The organism is Kingella potus (genome assembly GCF_900451175.1).
GTDB lineage: Bacteria > Pseudomonadota > Gammaproteobacteria > Burkholderiales > Neisseriaceae > Neisseria > Neisseria potus.
In genome coordinates this window covers 756,791-771,568 of sequence record NZ_UGJJ01000001.1, presented here as the reverse complement: position 1 = coordinate 771,568, position 14,778 = coordinate 756,791, and the positions used below count along the sequence as shown (strand labels likewise).

Here is a 14,778-nt window from a genome sequence, read left to right as displayed (position 1 = left end):
CTGCGCTGAAACTCGCTGTGTCCGTTTTTGCTTCGCTAAAACTCGCTGCACTCGTTTTCAGACGGCCTTTTGTGTGTTTCCGCCTGCGGCGCACGCCATCTGCACGGCGGTTTTGACGGCTTCGATCAGGCTGCCGCCGTCGGCTCTGCCGCTGCCCGCAAGGTCGAGGGCGGTGCCGTGGTCGACGGAGGTGCGCACGAAGGGAAGGCCGAGGGTGATGTTCACGCCTTGTCCGAAGGAGGCGTATTTGAGGACGGGCAGCCCCTGGTCGTGGTACATGGCGAGAACGGCATCGGCACCGCGCAGCAAAAAGGGCTGGAACAGGGTGTCGGCAGGATAGGGGCCGCGCACGTCTATGCCTTCGGCGCGCAGGGCTTCGAGGGCGGGGATGATGGTGTCGTTTTCTTCGCTGCCGAGATGGCCGCCTTCGCCGGCGTGCGGATTGAGGCCGGCGGCAAGGATGCGCGGGGCGGCGATGCCGAATTTGCGTTGCAGGTCGCCATGCAGGATGCGGACGGTGGCGCACAGGGATTCGCGGGTGAGGGCGGCGGGCACGTCTTTGAGCGGCAGGTGGGTGGTGGCTAGGGCGACGCGCAGGCCGCCGCCGGCCAGCATCATGACGACGTGTTCCGTGCCGCTTTTTTGTGCGAGGTATTCGGTGTGGCCGCTGAAAAAGGCGGCGGGGCGGCCGCTTTGCGCATCGTTGATCACGCCTTTGTGCAGCGGGGCGGTAACCATGGCGGCGAATGTGCCCCGCGTGATGCCCGCATAGGCGGTGTCGAGCAGGTTTAGGACGTAGGAGGCGTTGGCGGGATTCAGACGGCCTGCTTCGCAGGGGGCGGCAAGGGGTAGGTGCAGCACTTCGAGTGCGCCGGCTTCGGGCGGGCGGGCGGGGTCGAAGTCGCGGACGGCCGCCTGCCTGCCGAGCATGGCGGCACGGCGGGCAAGCAAATGCCGGTCGCCGAGGACGACGGAGCGGCAGGGCAGCGGGCTGCCGGCAAGGCCTAGGCAGATGTCGGGGCCGATGCCGGCAGGTTCGCCGGAAGTAACGGCGATAACGGGTAGTGTCATGGTTTGTCCGTGTGGTGGTGGCGGCGGAATCGGGAAAGGCCGTCTGAAAACAGGAAAAGCCGTTTTCAGACGGCCTCTTGCTTTGCCTGTGCGGTATATTCGTGCGCAAAAGGCGTTGGCAGCAGCACGGCAGCGATGCAGAAGCCCGCTTTGCCGCCGCCGTATTTTCAGACGGCCTTTATGCGCTTAGGGCTGTATGCTTTCCAATAAAACGAAATGCTCGGTTTTGCTGCGCGGACGACCGCCCTGCCAGACGGTGCGGTAGCCTGCGGGCGGCGGCGTGTCCGCGCTGCCGGTTTGGATCAGGCGGTAGCGGCAGGCCGGATTGGCGGCGGAAAAAGGCAGGCGGCCGTATTCGCCCCAGGCAGCGCGTGCCGACGGCGTGTCCGCGCCGATGAATAGGCATTCCGCGCCCGTATGCAGCGCGGCGGGCGCGGCAGCCTCCATGCGTTCCACCACGGGGCGGTAGCTTTTCACCGCATCGAGCCAGGGCAGAAACAGCGTCATCAGCAAAGCCCACACCAGCGTCATCCCCGCCGCCCAGTTGGTTACCGCCTGCCGTCCGCGCACGTTTTTGCGCGTTACCGCCCGCAGCCACAGCGGCGTGAACAACACGGCCACGATAATCGGCACAATGTCGAAATCGGGCGTGTAATACGGGCTGAAATAAGCCGAACGCTCCGCCAGTTTCGCCGGCCAGCCGAAATTCATCGCCAGCCAGCCCGTCCACAAAAACACCGCGAGTGCGCCGAAAATCATGATGCCGAACCAGTTGGCAAACGCCGCCGCGCCGCGCCGCAGGCCGTCGAGCCGTGCCGCACCGAGCAGGGCGAGCGGCGGCAGCAGCCAGATCAGGCTGTCCGTGCCCGCCTTAGGCGCAAACGCCAGCAGCAGCCCGGCCGCCGCCAGCCACGACAGGGCGGGCGCGGCCCAGTCCTGCCGCAGAAAACCCCGTCGGGCACACGTCCACAAAGCCAGCGGCCAGGCGGGAAAGGCAAACCACAACAGGTTTTTCACATAATAAACAGGCTGGAACGACAGCCGCCAGGCATCCGTGCCGCCGAAAATGCCGAACACCGCATTCCCGCGCCACCACTCGAAAGCGGCCGGCGAGGAAAAATAAAGCGCGGTCGGATAAAGCAGCACCAGCGGCACGCCCAGCGCGAAAGCCGCCGAAAGCGCGGCGTAAAACCGCCTCTCGCGCCACGCCGGCGAAAAAAACGGCGACAGGCAGGCGGCAAACATCAGCACCGCCGTTACCGCCCAGCCGCCCGACACCGACAGCAAAGCCCAGCCGCCACCCGTCAGCAGCGCGGCAAAAATCACCCGCCGCCGCGCTTCGGCCAGCCCGTACAGGCACATGCCCGTCGCGGCAAACTGCACCGGCACGCCGCCGAGCAGGTGGGAGTTGGCAATCAGCCCCGCGCAGCCAATCAGAATCAGCACCACGCTGCGCCCCTGATGCCGCCCCGCCAGCCGGAAGCCCGCCATGCCGCAGCAGAAAAGCCCGACGGCGGTAAAAAACACGCCCGCAAAACGCATGGCCGAATACGCGTCTGCCAGCCACGGCGAAAACAACACGCGGCACTGCGCCGCAAGCCAGACATACAGAAAAGAAATGCCGCCCTCATAGTGCCCCTGCACCTGCGGCAGCAGCGCATTGCCGCCCGCCAGCACGTCTTTCACCGCCTCGTTTGCCCAAATTTCGTGCGGCTTCCACAAATCGTGCGAAAACACACCCGGCCACAGCCAGGCAAAAACCAGGAGCAGCAGAATCCAGGATTTTTCATGCGTAGGCGGCGCGGCGCGGCTTTCGGGCGGAGTGTAGGTCAGCATAGGCGGCTTCGTATCGGGAAATCAGGCGGTAGTGTAACAAAAAAACATACCCGCACGGCACGCCGGGCCGTCTGAAACCGCACAAGGTTTTCAGACGGCCTTTTAATTCTTATTTCCACTTACCAAACCGCCTTATCCGGCGTATAGTCTGTCCGTATTCCATGCCCGATTTCCCCAACAGGCATCCGCCTGCCGGATGCCGCGAACAAAAGGAGTGTTTTTATGGACAAGCTCGGTTTCAAACCCGTTCCCGCTGCGGTTGCCGTGGGTTTGGCTCTGCTTATTTGGTTTGTTATCCCCGTTCCCTCGGGAGTAACCCCGCAGGCGTGGCATCTTCTGGCGATGTTTGTCGGCGTGATTGCCGCGATTATCGGCAAGGCAATGCCCATCGGTGCCTTGTCTATGGTGGCCGTGATGCTGGTGGCGGTAACGGGCGTAACCAGCGGCAAGCCCTCCGATGCGATCAAAGACGCGCTATCGAGTTTCGCCAGCCCGCTTATCTGGCTGATCGGCGTGTCCATCATGATTTCGCGCGGCATTCTGAAAACCGGCTTGGGCGCACGCATCGGCTATTACTTTATTTCCCTGTTCGGCAAGAAAACCTTGGGCATCGGCTACAGCCTCGCCCTTTCCGAGCTGATACTCGCACCGGTAACACCGAGCAACACCGCACGCGGCGGCGGCATTATCCATCCGGTGATGAAAGCCATCGCATCAAGCTATGATTCCGACCCGGAAAAAGGCACACAAGGACGCATCGGCCGCTATCTCGCCCTAGTAAACTACCACAGCAACCCGATCACTTCGGCCATGTTCATTACCGCCACAGCACCCAACCCGCTGGTAGTGGACATCATCGCCAAAGCCACCAATTCGGACATCCATTTGAGCTGGGGTACTTGGGCTTTGGCCATGCTGCTGCCGGGACTGGCGGCCATGCTGCTGATGCCGCTGGTACTGTATTTCGTCAGCCCGCCCGAAATCAAAGCCACACCCAATGCGGCGCAGTTTGCCAAAGACCGTCTGGCCGAGCTGGGAAAAATGAACCGTGGCGAGAAAATCATGCTGGCGATTTTCGCCCTGCTGCTGATTCTGTGGGCGGGCATTCCCGCTTGGATATTCGGCAAAGCGTTTGCCGTCGATGCCACCACCACCGCCTTTATCGGCCTTTCACTACTGCTGCTTTCAGGCGTGCTCACTTGGGACGATGTGCTGAAAGAGAAAAGCGCGTGGGACACGATTACCTGGTTTGCCGCCCTCGTGATGATGGCCACCTTCCTGAACAAACTCGGCCTGATTTCCTGGTTTTCCGATGCGCTGAAAACCGGCATCGAACACACAGGCATGGGCTGGGCGGGTGCGTCCGTGCTGCTGCTTTTGGTGTATATGTACGCCCACTATATGTTTGCCAGCACCACCGCCCACATCACCGCCATGCTGGCCGCATTCTATGCGGCGGGTCTCGCCCTCGGTGCGCCGCCGATGGCATTCGGCCTGATTATGGCCGCCGCTTCCAGCCTGATGATGACCCTCACCCACTACGCCACCGGCACCGCGCCCGTGATTTTCGGCTCGGGCTACACTACATTGGGAGAATGGTGGAAGGCCGGCTTTGTGATGAGCGTGGTAAACCTGCTGGTATTTACCGTGATCGGCGGCATCTGGTGGAAAATTTTGGGCTTCTGGTAAACCATATGAGCCATCAGACCGTATAAAACGCTAACGGAACAGGCCGTACAGGCCACGTGCGTGGCTGTGCCACACACCCTACGCAGAGGCAACAAACGGCAAGTTTGCCATATAGTGTGTCAGCCAAAGGCAATGCACAACGGGTTGTACCGCATAAAGGCCGTCTGAAACTTTCAGACGGCCTCTTTAATAGAAAGTTGGTTTTCTCTGCTGTAAGTATTAACTGTGTTTCACCGCTGGGCATTTCTCTCAGTGCGGTAAAAGGTTGCCCAAATATTGACGCATTCGCCGCAGCTATAAAAATCTTCTGTTTCGGTAAAAATTCGATGAAATGCCGCCACTGCATACTTCGGTTTTGACGATGGTGTTTTGGCAACAGTCGGGCTTGTGCTGGCGTCGGGCGCGGGTTCAGAAGCGTTCGCCGGGAGCGAGGTAACGCCATTTTCCCGGCGGCAGTGCGCCGAGTTTGACGCGGCCGATGCGGATGCGTTTGAGGCCGGTAACGCTGAGGCCGACGAGTTCGCACATCCGGCGGATTTGGCGTTTTTTGCCCTGGCGCAGCACGAAGCGGAGCTGGTCTGTGTTCTGCCATTCCACTTTGGCCGGACGCAGCGGTTCGCCGTCGAGGATCAGGCCGTGGTTGAGCAGGGCGAGGCCGTTTTCTTTCAGACGGCCTTTGACGCGCACGAGGTATTCTTTTTCGCTGCCGCTGTTTTCGCCGACGAGCTGTTTGGCCGTACGCCCGTCTTGGGTGAGGACGAGCAGGCCGACGGAGTCGATGTCGAGGCGGCCTGCGGGTGCGAGTCCGCGCAGGTGGCTTTTGTCGAACGGAATGCGGCTGCCGTCGTTTTCCCAGCGGTTTTCGGGCGTGATGAGTTCTGCTGCGGCGCGGTAGCCTTTTTCGGGCTGGCCGCTGACATAGCCTACGGGTTTGTTGAGGATGACGGTAACGCGCCGCGCCTGCGTTTCGTGCGCTTCGCGGGCAAGGTCGATGCGGTCGGCGGCGGTAACTTTCTGGCCGAGGACGGCGGCCGTGCCGTTTACTTTTACCCAGCCGCGTTCGATATAGACATCGGCTTCGCGCCGCGAGCAGAGGCCGAGTTCGGCCATGCGTTTGGAAAGGCGGACGGGTTCTTGTCCGTTCATGTGGGATTCCTTTTTTTGTTTGCGGAAATGTCATCCCCGCGCCGATGCGCCGGAGGCACACGGCAGGGACGGTCTGTTTTGTCCGCACGGCGTACGTGCGTCCCGTTTCGTTCGGAAAATGTTGTGGTCTGAAACGGCATCTGTCAGGCATCTGTTTTACGGATGAACATAAGCGGCAGGGAACGCGTGCGCCGCTTCGGCGGCATATGCTGCGCGCTCGGCAGTCGGGTGTATCGGTTTGCCGCAGAGTGTGCCGTCATACCGTAATAACGGAGCTGCCTTATGGGTTGAACCGGGCGAGTATGGCGCGAATTTGGGCAGCGGCATCGTGGGTGTTGCTACCTTTGATGATGTTGGCTGAGTCGTTAAATCCTTGAATAATTGGAAGTTCGCGCAAATAATCGTCTAAGTCTTGGGGGGTGAGCAAGCGTCCGTGCAAATCCCAGCCAACGTTTAGGGCGCGCCCTTGCAGTTGGGCAACACGGTCGTGCAGATGCCCGTATAAATGATACCAACCTTTGTGGCATCCGTCCCATTCGTTGATGGGGTAGTGAAATAAAATCAATGTGTTGTTGATTTCGGGGAGTTTGATTTTTTGATAGCTGCGGATGGACGACAGCAAGGGGTTGCCATCGGCTTTGGGCGTATCCAGAAAGCGTTTTGGGTTGCGGCTGATAAGGTCATCGTGGTTGCCGAGTATCAGGTGGTGCCGCCCGTTTAAGCGGTGCAACACGGCTTCTATTTTTTTGAGGTCGTGGGCAAAGGAAACATCGCCGAGATTGTAAACGGTGTCTTGCGGCTGCACGGTTTCGTTCCAGCGGGCAATCATGTATTCGTCCAATTCGTCCGGCGATGGGGCGGACGGGCGAAATTGGGGGCAGAATCTGGCGATGTTTTTGTGGGAAAAATGGAGGTCGGATGTGAAATAAGTTTGTGGCATGGCGGGCTTTCGGGGATAAGCTGGGATACTAGGCCGCCTGAAAACGGGGTTTGCACAGGCCGTCTGAAAAAGCAAAGCGGCGTGCGTGGCTGCGCCGCACAGCCTGCATAACATAAGGCAATCCGTTTTCAGACGGCCTCTTCCGCCGTGTCAGCGGTTGCTGCCGGCCACCATGTCGAGCAGGAAGAGGCGGCAGTCGAGCTTGCCGTTGTAGAGGGGGATTTTGCGGTGCGGGGACAGGCGCATGAGTTTGGGCATGTCGCGGTCGCCCGTAAACATGCCGATGCGCCAGCCCGCGTAGTGCTGTTTGAGGCGGCTGCCGAGCTGCGGGTAGAGGGCGTGCAGCTCCTGCACTTCCGACAGGCGCACGCCGTATGGCGGGTTGGACACCATGATGCCGTTTGCGCCGTTGGGCAGCGCGTCCAATACGTCGCAGACGGCGGTGTCGATAAAGTTGTCGGCCTGGGCGGCGGCGATGTTGGCTTGGGCGGTGCGTATCATGATGCGGCTGCTGTCGCTGGCGGCAATGTTTTCAGACGGCCTGTCTTTGCTTTGGGCGCGGGCTTGGGCTTTGAGGCGCGCCCACAGGGCGGAATCGTAGTTTGCCAGCTTCTCGAAGCCGAAGCGGCGCATCAGGCCGGGCGCACGGGCGGCGGCAATCCAGGCGGCTTCGATGGCGAGGGTGCCGCTGCCGCAGAAGGGGTCTTGGAAGGGCTGTGTGCCGTCGTAGCCCGCCAGCAGCAGCAGGCCGGCGGCAAGGTTTTCGCGCAGGGGGGCTTCGCCGGCATCTTGGCGGTAGCCGCGTTTGAACAGGGCTTCGCCGCTGGTGTCGAGGAAGATTTGCGCGGTTTTGTCGTCGAGGAAGACGCGGATGCGGACATCGGGACGCTGTTTGTCCACAGAGGGGCGGCGGCCGCTGCGCTCGCGGAAGGCGTCGCAGAGCGCGTCTTTGGTTTTCAGGCTGACGAAGTCGAGGCTTTTGACGGCGGCGCGGCGGCCTTCGGTCTGCACTTTGACGGTGTGGCCGTCTGAAAACCATTCGTGCCAGCGGATGCTGCGGGCGAGGCGGTAGATGTCGTTGTCGCTGCGGTATGCGCCCTGCGCCAAGCGCAGGAGGACGCGGGAGGCGGTGCGGGAATGGAGGTTGGCGCGGTAGATTTGTTCGAGGCCGCCGGTGCAGGACACGCCGCCGTCGGCGGTGTGCAGATTGGTGCAGCCTTGGGCGGCAAGTTCGGTGTGCAGGACGGCTTCGAGGCCGCGCGGGCAGGTAATGAAAAGGGAATGTTCGGTCATGGGGTTTCCGCTGCGGGGCGGCCTGTTCGTGGGTGGTTCGGTAAAGGCAAAACGCGCGGCGGCGCGGCTTTCTGCCTTCGGAGATGGTTTTGCGGCGCGGGTGTTGGCGGCGTGTACGCGGTTTTAGAGCCGTATGAGGCCGTCTGAAAAGCGGGGAAACTGTTTTTCAGACGGCCTTATGCGGCGTGATATTGGGTAATGTCGAAGTAATCCACTCCGTAGTAGCGTCGGAAGAAAGGGACGGGGCTTGGGTGATTTGCTGCATCAGGGCGGTAAAACTTGAGGCAATACGGGAAATATCGTCGCCGCCGTCGTGTTCGTAGATAAAGATTTGTCCGCGATATTTGCCTGTGGCGGGCATGATGAGACTTTCGGGGGTGTAGCCGAAATAGGCGAATACGATGGCATCTGCCCACCAATCGGGCGTGCCGATGACAGCAGGCTGTCCTTCGCAGGTTTGGTATTCGCCGCGCCCGTCTTCGTCCAGTTCGTCGGCGGAGGCAAACCATTGTTCCAGGTCGCTTTTCAGCTCTGCCATTTCGGCAATGGGAACGAATACCAGCCCTGTGAGCGGGTCGCTGCGGCGGGCGTAGAGCCGTGCGCCGTTGTGGGCGCGGTAGAAAGCAAGCAGCTCGGGGCTTGCGCCGCCAAGTTGCTGTTCCAGTCGGGCGAGTTGTTCGGCGGATGCAGGCTCGGCGGCGCGGTGGGCAAGGAGGATTTCGCCGCCGCCTGCTTCGGATGATTCGGTAAAGCGGGGATTGGCGGCGGCAAGGAGCGGATGGAGCAGACCGGACATGGGCTATCCTTTTTTGGAGGAACGGGCGGGCAAACCGATTCGGGTTGTAGAAATGCACCGCCTTGTTTGCACGACAGCTTGGGAAAAGCAAGCCCGCAATATCCCAAACGTATCCCCTTTCGGGCTGCCATGCGGTTTGGCAGCCCGAACCAATTTACATGCCTTCCATCAGCATGGTGTCGATGCAGTCGCACAAGGCGTGGATAAGGACGATGTGGTTTTCCTGGATGCGGGCGGTGCGCGGGTGGGGGACGTTGAGCAGGATGTCGCTGTCTTTGAGCATGGCGGCGATTTTGCCGCCGTCGCGGCCGGTAAAGGCGAGGATGCGCATATCGCGCTCGTGGGCGGCTTTGACGGCTTCGATGATGTTGCCGGAATTGCCCGAGGTGGAAATGCCCAGCAGCACGTCGCCGGGACGGCCGAGGGCGCGCACCTGTTTGCTGAATATATGCTCGAAGCCGTAGTCGTTGCCGATGGCGGTGAGGGCGGAAGTGTCGGTGGTGAGGGCGAGGGCGGCCAGCTCCATGCGCTCTTTTTCAAAACGGCCGGTCAGTTCGGCGGCGAAATGCTGCGCGTCGGCCGCCGAGCCGCCGTTGCCGCAGACAAGGATTTTGCCGTCGTTCATCAGGCATTCGATCAGCATCATCGCGGCTTCGGCAGTAGGCTCCGCCAGCACTTCGGCGGCCTGCCGTTTGGCGGCGATGCTTTCTTCAAAATGGGCGCGGACGCGCTCTTCAAGGGTGGGCATAAGGTTATCCTGTGATATTTTGCAGCCAGACGGGGCGGGCATTTCCTTCGATCAGCACCGCATCGAGACGGCAGCCGCTGCGGCGGCCGGGATGTTGTTGCAGATAGCATTCCGCGCTTTTTTGCAGCTTGGCGAGCTTGGCGGGCGTGATGCTGTATGCCGCGCCGCCGAATGCGGCGGATTTGCGGTATTTTACTTCAACAAACAACAGCAGTGCGCCCGATTCGACAACCAGATCGATTTCGCCGTGGGGGCAGTGCCAGTTGCGCGCCACCAGACGGCAGCCGTTTTCCTGCAAAAACCGCAGGGCGGCATCTTCGGCCGCCTGCCCGCTCGGATGGTTCAGGCGCATGGTTTTCCTTTTGCAAACACGGTGTTCGGACGGCCTCATGTTACGGGACAACGCGCCCTGCTGCAAACAGGCCGTCTGAAAAAGCAATCCGCGCTAAAATGCCGCCGTTTCCACACGGACGAAAACCATGCCGCAAACCCATCTGCAAAAAGCCGCCGCCAGCCTCGAATCCGCGCTCTATACCGTCGCCACCCCCATCGGCAATCTGGCCGACATCACCCTGCGCGCACTGGCCGTGCTGCAACGCGCCGATTTGGTCTGCGCCGAAGACACCCGCGTAACCGCCCGCCTGCTCGCCGCCTACGGCATACAGGCCAAACTCGTCAGCGTACGCGAACACAACGAGCGGCAGATGGCGGACAAAATCGCCGCCGCCCTTTCAGACGGCCTCATCGTCGCCCAAGTGTCCGATGCGGGCACGCCGGCCGTGTGCGATCCCGGCGCGCGGCTGGCGGAACACGTCCGCGCGGCCGGCTTTAAAGTCATCCCTGTGCCCGGCGCAAGCGCGGTAATGGCCGCCCTCAGCGCGGCAGGCGTGGCCGAATCCGGTTTTTATTTCAACGGCTTTCTGCCGCCGAAAACCGCAGCCCGCCAAAAGCTGTTTGACACATGGCTTGCGGCGGAATATCCGGTGGTGATGTTTGAAACCCCGCACCGCATCGAAGCCGCCCTCTCCGACATGGCCGCCGTTTTCCCCGCCCGCCGCCTGACGCTGGCACGCGAGCTGACCAAAACCTTTGAAACCTTTTTAAGCGGCACGGTGGCCGAAATTCAGACGGCCTTGCGCGAAGACGCAAACCAAACGCGCGGCGAAATGGTCTTAATCCTCCACCCCGCCGCGCCGGAAAAAAACGCAACGCTGCCTGCCGAAGCCCTGCGCGTGCTGCACCTGCTCGCGGCGGAGCTGCCCACCAAACAGGCGGCGCATCTGGCGGCGCAGATTACGGGCGAAAGCAAAAAAGCCCTGTACGACGCGGCTCTGGCGCAAAAACAGGGCTGACGGGGCAGGCAGGAAAAGGCCGTCTGAAAAAGTTTTCAGACGGCCTCGAATTTAATCGCAACCGATAACATCCCCTTTGCTGTCATGCGTGCAATTTTTTCCGTATGCCCCGTTCCAGTAGTAACCCGAATATTTTTCTTCCGCCGGCCGAATAACCACCGTCGGCGCGGCGTGCGGCGGGCGGCCGTAGATTCTGTCCAACTGTTCGCAGGCAGGCGTGCCGTTGCGCTCGCGCAGCAGCGATTCGCGTTCCAGCGCACATTTGCGCTCCAAGCGTTCGATTTCGTAATTGTCGGCGGCGGCAGCAAGGGCGGGCAGGGCGGCAAACAGCAGCCAAATAAAACGGGACATGGTTCGTTCTCCTTATACACTTGGGAAAACCACGCCGCCGATGCCGCAAGCGGCGCGGTTTTCCGTTTTGAAGTTACCTGAATTTACGCAATAACGGTGTCGCCACACCATTCGTCAAGACTACTACCGTTTTGCTAACCGTGCCAGCCGCCTCACACATTATTTCGTGCGGCAGCCGTACTGAAAAACCCCAAGCCGCCAAATTAAGCGCAGGCGGCTTTCTTAGGCTTAATAAACGGATTTTAAACGGAAATGAATTTGTCCGTTACCGGCATACCCGCAGCGGGAAACTTTCCCGCCGCCAAACGGAGCAAAGCGGGCAGGCAACACGGCAAACAGCCGCCGCCAAACAGCCGCCGATTTGGCGATTGCGCCATATCGGTTAAAATGCCGCCCTTTTCCATCACAGGCCGTCTGAAAAACGGCATCCGTATAAAAAACCATGCGAAACACACCGTCCACCCTGCGCTACTGGCTGCTTTCCGCCGCCGCCATCGTGCTCGACCAAATCACGAAATACGCCGTGCTGGCGCGTTTTGAAGATTTCGAACGCCTAAACCTCATCCCCGGCTTTTTCGACCTCACGCTGGTGTACAACACCGGCGCGGCATTCAGCTTCCTCGCCTCCGCCGGCGGCTGGCAGAAATATTTTTTCGTTGCGCTGGCGGCGGTAATCTGCACATGGCTGGTACGCGCGGTGAAAAAAGGCGAGTTTGGCGCGTGGGGTTCGTGGGGCGCGGCCATGGTGGTGGGCGGTGCGCTGGGCAACGTCATCGACCGCTTTATCCACGGCAAAGTGGTGGATTTCCTGCTGTTTTACGGCGAAAGCTGGTCTTATCCCGCGTTTAACGCCGCCGACAGCTTTATCTGCGTCGGCGCGGCACTCATCGTTATCGACAGCTTCAAACACAAAAAAACACACGGGCCGTCTGAAAAGGAAGCCTCATGAGCGGCAAAACCATCATGCTCGCCAACCCGCGCGGCTTCTGCGCCGGCGTGGATCGGGCCATCAGCATCGTCGAACGTGCGCTGGAAGAATTCGGCGCACCCATTTATGTGCGCCACGAAGTCGTCCACAACAAATTCGTGGTGGACAACCTGCGCGAAAAAGGCGCGGTATTCATCGAAGATCTGGCCGACGTGCCGCCGGGCGCGACGCTGGTTTACTCGGCACACGGCGTGTCCAAAGTGGTGCAGGACGAAGCGGCGGCGCGGGGCTTCCGCGTGTTTGACGCAACCTGCCCGCTGGTTACCAAAGTACACAAGGAAGTGGCGCGGCTGGACACGCAGGGCTACCAAATCATCATGATCGGCCACGCCGGACACCCCGAAGTGGAAGGCACGATGGGGCAGCTTCCCGAGGGCGCGATGCTGCTGGTGCAGACGGTGGAAGACGTGGCCAAACTCAAAGTGGCCGATCCCGCCCGCCTCTCGCACGTGAGCCAGACCACGCTGTCGGTGGACGAAACCCGCGATATTATCGCCGCCCTCAAAGCGCGCTTCCCCAACATCAAAAGCCCGCCGAAAGACGACATCTGCTACGCCACCACCAACCGTCAGGAAGCGGTGAAACAGCTTGCCGCCGAATGCGACATTGTGATTGTCGTCGGCTCGCCCAATTCGTCCAACAGCAACCGCCTGCGCGAAGTGGCCGCCCAGCGCGGCGTGGATGCCTATATGGTGGACAACGCCTCGCAACTGCACCGCGAATGGTTTGCCGGCAAACGGCGGACGGGCGTAACCGCCGGCGCGTCCGCCCCGGAAGTGCTGGTGCGCGAAGTGGTAGATACCCTCAAAGCATGGGGACACGATGCCCTGCGCGAAGGCGAAGGCGCGGAAGAAAGCATAGTATTCGTGCTGCCCAAAGAGCTGCGCGGCGAAAAAAAGGCCGTCTGAAAACACAATCCGCGAGTGCCGCTGCGGCAGCATTGCCCGAATAAAGGCCGTCTGAAACCCGACAAAAGGTTTCAGACGGCCTTATTTATAATCTGTTATACCGTAACAAATTGAAAAATTTAAATAAATTTGACAAGCACTATCAACAAGCCTATAACCGCACCCATCGGCACTTCCGTTTTTCCAACCCTTCCAAAGAAAGGAAGCATCATGAAAGCAATGGTTTACCACGGCGCGGGCGACATCCGTTTTGAAGAAAAACCCAAACCGCAGATTATCGACCCGACCGACGCAGTCGTAAAAATCGTCAAAACCACGATTTGCGGCACCGACTTGGGGATTTGGAAAGGCAAAAACCCCGAAGTGGCCGACGGCCGCATCCTCGGCCACGAAGGCATCGGCATTGTCGAAGAAGTCGGCTCCGCCGTGAAAAACATCAAGCCCGGCGACAAAGTCATCATTTCCTGCGTGAGCAAATGCTGCACCTGCGACAACTGCAAAATCCGGCTCTACTCCCACTGCCGCAACGGCGGCTGGATTTTGGGCTATATGATCGACGGCACCCAGGCCGAATACGTACGCACACCGTTTGCCGACAACAGCCTCGTGCCGCTGCCGGACAACGTCAATGAAGAAGTTGCCCTGCTGCTTTCCGACGCGCTGCCCACCGCCCACGAAATCGGCGTGCAATACGGCGATGTCAAACCCGGCGACACCGTATTCATCGCCGGCGCAGGCCCCGTGGGCATGTCCGCCCTGCTGACCGCCCAGCTTTACAGCCCCTCGACGATTATCGTCTGCGATATGGACGAAAACCGCCTCAAACTCGCCAAAGAACTCGGCGCGGGCCACACCGTCAACCCCGCATCGGGCGACGTGGCCAAACAGGTACTCGATATTGTCGGCGCAGACGGCGTAGACTGCGCCATCGAAGCCGTCGGCATTCCCGCCACTTGGGATATGTGTCAGGAAATCGTCAAGCCCGGCGGCCACATCGCCGTGGTCGGCGTGCACGGCCAGTCCGTCGATTTCAAACTGGAAAAGCTGTGGATCAAAAACCTCGCCATCACCACCGGCCTGGTCAATGCCGACACCACCGAAATGCTGATGAAGGCCATTGCCTCCAGCCCCGTGGACTACACCAAAATGCTTACCCACCATTTCAAATTCGACGAACTGGAAAAAGCCTACGACGTGTTCAAACACGCGGCGGAAAACCAAGCAATGAAAGTGGTGCTGGTCAACGGATAAACCTGCCCCTCCGTTAAGGCATAAAGAGGCCGTCTGAAAACCGATTTTCAGACGGCCTTTGTTCCCTCTCCCGCAGAAAACGCGTGCGCCGCTTGGGCGGCACACCCTACCCGAACAGCAACACCGCCCGCCGCGCCGGAGCAATGTAGGGTGTGTGGCAGCCACGCACGCGGCCTCAAACTTCGGCAAAAGGCCGTCTGAAAACGAACAAAGTCAGTTTCAACAGAGCAAAAACCAATATCCGCCGTTTGTGTAGGGTGTCGCCAAAGCGGCGCACGCGTTTGACACCATGCGGACACAGAGGCCGTCTGAATCCGCAAACTGCGTGCGTGGCTGCGCCATACACCCTACACAGACTGTCAGCGCGAAACCATGCAAAAGGCCGTCTGAAACCTGTTTTGCAGATTTT

At 60.3% G+C, this 14,778-nt stretch carries 14 protein-coding genes; 5 read left to right on the top strand and 9 right to left on the bottom strand.

The window, feature by feature from the left end:
• Positions 1 to 57: 57 nt before the first annotated feature.
• Positions 58 to 1,071 (bottom strand): 4-hydroxythreonine-4-phosphate dehydrogenase PdxA, encoded by a 1,014-nt coding sequence (pdxA, locus tag DYE40_RS03405; RefSeq protein ID WP_115307736.1) that lies wholly within the window; start codon positions 1,069 to 1,071, stop codon positions 58 to 60.
• Positions 1,072 to 1,257: 186 nt separating this feature from the next.
• The gene (locus DYE40_RS03400; protein WP_115307735.1) at positions 1,258 to 2,907 is read right to left on the bottom strand and encodes an ArnT family glycosyltransferase; all 1,650 of its coding nucleotides are present in this window, start codon (positions 2,905 to 2,907) and stop codon (positions 1,258 to 1,260) included.
• A gap of 222 nt (positions 2,908 to 3,129) precedes the next feature.
• Here DYE40_RS03400 and DYE40_RS03395 point away from each other — a divergent pair, with 222 nt between their 5' ends.
• A complete protein-coding gene (locus DYE40_RS03395) occupies positions 3,130 to 4,596 on the top strand; it encodes a DASS family sodium-coupled anion symporter (protein ID WP_115307734.1) in 1,467 nt (488 codons plus the stop codon).
• 408 nt (positions 4,597 to 5,004) lie between these two features.
• Here DYE40_RS03395 and DYE40_RS03390 read toward each other — a convergent pair whose 3' ends face one another.
• From DYE40_RS03390 to DYE40_RS03365, 6 genes are all read right to left on the bottom strand, one after another.
• A complete protein-coding gene (locus tag DYE40_RS03390) occupies positions 5,005 to 5,742 on the bottom strand; it encodes a pseudouridine synthase (protein WP_115307733.1) in 738 nt (245 codons plus the stop codon).
• 280 nt (positions 5,743 to 6,022) lie between these two features.
• The gene (locus DYE40_RS03385) at positions 6,023 to 6,682 is read right to left on the bottom strand and encodes a metallophosphoesterase (protein WP_115307732.1); all 660 of its coding nucleotides are present in this window, start codon (positions 6,680 to 6,682) and stop codon (positions 6,023 to 6,025) included.
• 150 nt (positions 6,683 to 6,832) lie between these two features.
• Positions 6,833 to 7,975, bottom strand: coding sequence for a THUMP domain-containing class I SAM-dependent RNA methyltransferase (locus DYE40_RS03380; RefSeq protein WP_115307731.1), 1,143 nt, complete (start codon positions 7,973 to 7,975; stop codon positions 6,833 to 6,835).
• Between the two features lie 166 nt (positions 7,976 to 8,141).
• Positions 8,142 to 8,771, bottom strand: coding sequence for an SMI1/KNR4 family protein (locus DYE40_RS03375; RefSeq protein ID WP_115307730.1), 630 nt, complete (start codon positions 8,769 to 8,771; stop codon positions 8,142 to 8,144).
• A gap of 154 nt (positions 8,772 to 8,925) precedes the next feature.
• Complete coding sequence (locus tag DYE40_RS03370) at positions 8,926 to 9,519, bottom strand: phosphoheptose isomerase (protein WP_115307729.1); 594 nt, start codon at positions 9,517 to 9,519, stop codon at positions 8,926 to 8,928.
• 4 nt (positions 9,520 to 9,523) lie between these two features.
• Positions 9,524 to 9,871 (bottom strand): YraN family protein, encoded by a 348-nt coding sequence (locus DYE40_RS03365; protein WP_115308266.1) that lies wholly within the window; start codon positions 9,869 to 9,871, stop codon positions 9,524 to 9,526.
• A gap of 127 nt (positions 9,872 to 9,998) precedes the next feature.
• Between DYE40_RS03365 and rsmI the strand changes: the two genes are divergently transcribed.
• Positions 9,999 to 10,871 carry a 16S rRNA (cytidine(1402)-2'-O)-methyltransferase gene (gene rsmI, locus DYE40_RS03360; protein WP_115307728.1) on the top strand — a complete coding sequence of 291 codons (873 nt, stop codon included), beginning with the start codon at positions 9,999 to 10,001 and terminating at the stop codon, positions 10,869 to 10,871.
• Positions 10,872 to 10,922: 51 nt separating this feature from the next.
• Here rsmI and DYE40_RS03355 read toward each other — a convergent pair whose 3' ends face one another.
• Positions 10,923 to 11,222, bottom strand: a complete 300-nt coding sequence (locus DYE40_RS03355; protein ID WP_115307727.1) for a hypothetical protein — start codon at positions 11,220 to 11,222, stop codon at positions 10,923 to 10,925.
• Between the two features lie 442 nt (positions 11,223 to 11,664).
• On the opposite strand from DYE40_RS03355, the gene lspA reads away from it, so the two are divergent.
• From lspA to DYE40_RS03340, 3 genes are all read left to right on the top strand, one after another.
• Entirely contained in the window at positions 11,665 to 12,171 is a 507-nt protein-coding gene (gene lspA / locus DYE40_RS03350) for a signal peptidase II (RefSeq protein ID WP_115307726.1), read from the top strand.
• On the top strand, positions 12,168 to 13,118 hold the full coding sequence (gene ispH, locus DYE40_RS03345; RefSeq protein WP_115307725.1) for a 4-hydroxy-3-methylbut-2-enyl diphosphate reductase: 951 nt from the start codon (positions 12,168 to 12,170) through the stop codon (positions 13,116 to 13,118). The genes lspA and ispH overlap by 4 nt, the downstream gene beginning before the upstream one ends.
• A 210-nt stretch (positions 13,119 to 13,328) precedes the next feature.
• Entirely contained in the window at positions 13,329 to 14,369 is a 1,041-nt protein-coding gene (locus tag DYE40_RS03340; RefSeq protein ID WP_115307724.1) for a zinc-dependent alcohol dehydrogenase family protein, read from the top strand.
• The last annotated feature ends 409 nt before the right edge of the window (positions 14,370 to 14,778 follow it).

Excerpts from the sequence above, each read along its gene's own strand:
- pdxA (WP_115307736.1), bottom strand. The coding sequence starts at position 1,071 with ATGACACTACCCGTTATCGCCGTTACTTCCGGCGAACCTGCCGGCATC.
- DYE40_RS03400 (WP_115307735.1), bottom strand. The coding sequence starts at position 2,907 with ATGCTGACCTACACTCCGCCCGAAAGCCGCGCCGCGCCGCCTACGCAT.
- DYE40_RS03395 (WP_115307734.1), top strand. The coding sequence starts at position 3,130 with ATGGACAAGCTCGGTTTCAAACCCGTTCCCGCTGCGGTTGCCGTGGGT.
- DYE40_RS03390 (WP_115307733.1), bottom strand. The coding sequence starts at position 5,742 with ATGAACGGACAAGAACCCGTCCGCCTTTCCAAACGCATGGCCGAACTC.
- DYE40_RS03385 (WP_115307732.1), bottom strand. The coding sequence starts at position 6,682 with ATGCCACAAACTTATTTCACATCCGACCTCCATTTTTCCCACAAAAAC.
- DYE40_RS03380 (WP_115307731.1), bottom strand. The coding sequence starts at position 7,975 with ATGACCGAACATTCCCTTTTCATTACCTGCCCGCGCGGCCTCGAAGCC.
- DYE40_RS03375 (WP_115307730.1), bottom strand. The coding sequence starts at position 8,771 with ATGTCCGGTCTGCTCCATCCGCTCCTTGCCGCCGCCAATCCCCGCTTT.
- DYE40_RS03370 (WP_115307729.1), bottom strand. The coding sequence starts at position 9,519 with ATGCCCACCCTTGAAGAGCGCGTCCGCGCCCATTTTGAAGAAAGCATC.
- DYE40_RS03365 (WP_115308266.1), bottom strand. The coding sequence starts at position 9,871 with ATGCGCCTGAACCATCCGAGCGGGCAGGCGGCCGAAGATGCCGCCCTG.
- rsmI (WP_115307728.1), top strand. The coding sequence starts at position 9,999 with ATGCCGCAAACCCATCTGCAAAAAGCCGCCGCCAGCCTCGAATCCGCG.
- DYE40_RS03355 (WP_115307727.1), bottom strand. The coding sequence starts at position 11,222 with ATGTCCCGTTTTATTTGGCTGCTGTTTGCCGCCCTGCCCGCCCTTGCT.
- lspA (WP_115307726.1), top strand. The coding sequence starts at position 11,665 with ATGCGAAACACACCGTCCACCCTGCGCTACTGGCTGCTTTCCGCCGCC.
- ispH (WP_115307725.1), top strand. The coding sequence starts at position 12,168 with ATGAGCGGCAAAACCATCATGCTCGCCAACCCGCGCGGCTTCTGCGCC.
- DYE40_RS03340 (WP_115307724.1), top strand. The coding sequence starts at position 13,329 with ATGAAAGCAATGGTTTACCACGGCGCGGGCGACATCCGTTTTGAAGAA.